The organism is Peterkaempfera griseoplana, assembly GCF_001418575.1.
Classification (GTDB): Bacteria; Actinomycetota; Actinomycetes; order Streptomycetales; family Streptomycetaceae; genus Peterkaempfera; species Peterkaempfera griseoplana.
In genome coordinates, this window is sequence record NZ_LIQR01000604.1 from 1 (window position 1) to 1,823 (window position 1,823).

A 1,823-nucleotide genomic window follows, 5' to 3' on the forward strand; every position below is an offset into this window, starting at 1 on the left:
CCCCACCGTCGAGGTGTCACGGGCCCAGCCGCAGACCCCGGCCGGCGACCGCGACACCGCCTACCCGACCCGCTCGGCCGCAGCCGAGCACACCCACGCCGCCCCCCACTTCGCCGAGGCCGGCCCCGCCCCGGCGCACTCCACGTCCACCCGGCCCGAGCACCCGTCCGCCACCCGCCCCGGACCCTCGCAGCTGGATGTGATCTGCCGCGAGGAGCGCGTGGAGGTCACCACGGAGTGGCACGTCCTGGGCACCGCCCGGCTGCGCAAGTACGTGGTCACCGAGGAGGTCGAGCGGCGCGTCCCGGTGGTCCGCGAACGCGTCCGCGTGGAGCGGGTGCCGGTGAGCGATGCCGACCTCGCCGGGCTGAGCGAGAAGGAGATCTCCGAAGCCGTCGAGGAGGTCACCCTGCGCGAGGAGCGCCCGGTGGTGCGCAAGCGGATGGTCCCCGTCGAGCGGGTCCGCCTGGTCGTGGAGCGGGTCACCCACGAGGAGGTGGTCCGCACCCAGCTGCGCCGCGAGCAGGTCAAGGTGCACGACGGCGCCGGTGTCGGCAGCGACCGGTCCGACCTGCGCGGCGGCGGCGAGGCGCCGCACATCACGCAGTACAACGGCTCGGGGCCGGCGCTGCAGCTGGAGCAGCCGATCGCCTGACGCCCTCATCCGGAGCCCGCGGCCCTGCTCCAGGGCCGCGGGCTCCGCGGCGTTCGAGGTTCACCTGTTGATATTTGACATACTCAACCAACCACCTCCATGCTTTTGCTTCAGCACGTACACCTTACGCAGCATGAACCAATTTCTTGGAGGAACACCCGTGAGTGAGGCACCCCAGCCCACCACCACGGCCGCACAGCCAGGCAGCGGACGGGTCCTGCCCGCCCTCGTCCTCGCCATGCTGGCCTTCTCCGTGGTGCAGACCGCGGTGGTGCCGATCCTGCCCTCACTGGCCAGGGAACTCCACACCACCGCCACCGGCATCACCTGGCTGATGACCGCCAACCTGCTCGCCGCAGCCGTCCTCACCCCCCTGCTCGGCCGCTTCGGCGACCTCCGCGGCCGCAAACCCATGCTGCTGGTCTCCCTCACCGGCCTGGTCGCAGGCTCCGCCATCGCCGTCGCCACCCACTCCTTCACCTGGCTCCTGGTCGCCCGCATCCTCCAGGGCGCCGGCGGCGGCGTCCTCCCCCTCGCCATCAGCATCGTCCGCGACGAACTCCCCCGTCACAGGGTCACCGGCGGCGTCGCACTCATCAGCGCCAGCATGGGCGTCGGCAGCGGCCTCGGCCTGGTCGCCACCGGACTGCTCATCGAGCACTGGAACTACAAGTCCATCTTCTGGATGGGCCTCGCCTTCGGCCTCGTCGCCCTCCTCCTGGTCGCCCTGCGCATCCCCACCGACCCCGTGGTCGACCGCCAGGGCGGCGCCGACCCCCTCGGCGCCGCCACCCTCGCCGGCTGGCTCTGCGCACTCCTGGTCGCCGTCAGCCAGGGCAACACCTGGGGCTGGACCTCCGGCCGCACCCTGGGCCTGCTCGCCGCCGCCGCGGCCATCGCAGCCGCCTGGGTCGCCGTCGAACTCCGCGTCCCCCACCCCCTGGTCGACATGTCGATGATGACCCGGCCCGCCGTCGCCTTCACCAACCTCTCCGGACTGCTCATCGGCTTCGGCATGTACGGCTCCTTCATGGTCATCAGCGACTTCGCCCAGACCCCCGCGACCATCGGCTACGGCTTCACCGCCACCGTCCTCCACGCCGGCGTCCTGCTGCTCCCCTCCGCACTCGGCAGCCTGGTCGCCGCCCCGCTCAGCGCCCTGCTGAGC

The 1,823-nt window shown here is 72.2% G+C and carries 2 protein-coding genes; both read left to right on the forward strand.

Translation table 11 applies throughout. From position 1 onward, the window contains the following. Positions 1 to 655, forward strand: a 655-nt coding sequence (locus tag AOK09_RS33930; protein ID WP_157876148.1) for a YsnF/AvaK domain-containing protein, incomplete at its 5' end; no start/stop codon positions are given. Between the two features lie 160 nt (positions 656 to 815). After that, positions 816 to 1,823: MFS transporter (locus tag AOK09_RS33935; RefSeq protein WP_055591064.1), on the forward strand; the 1,008-nt coding region annotated here is incomplete at its 3' end.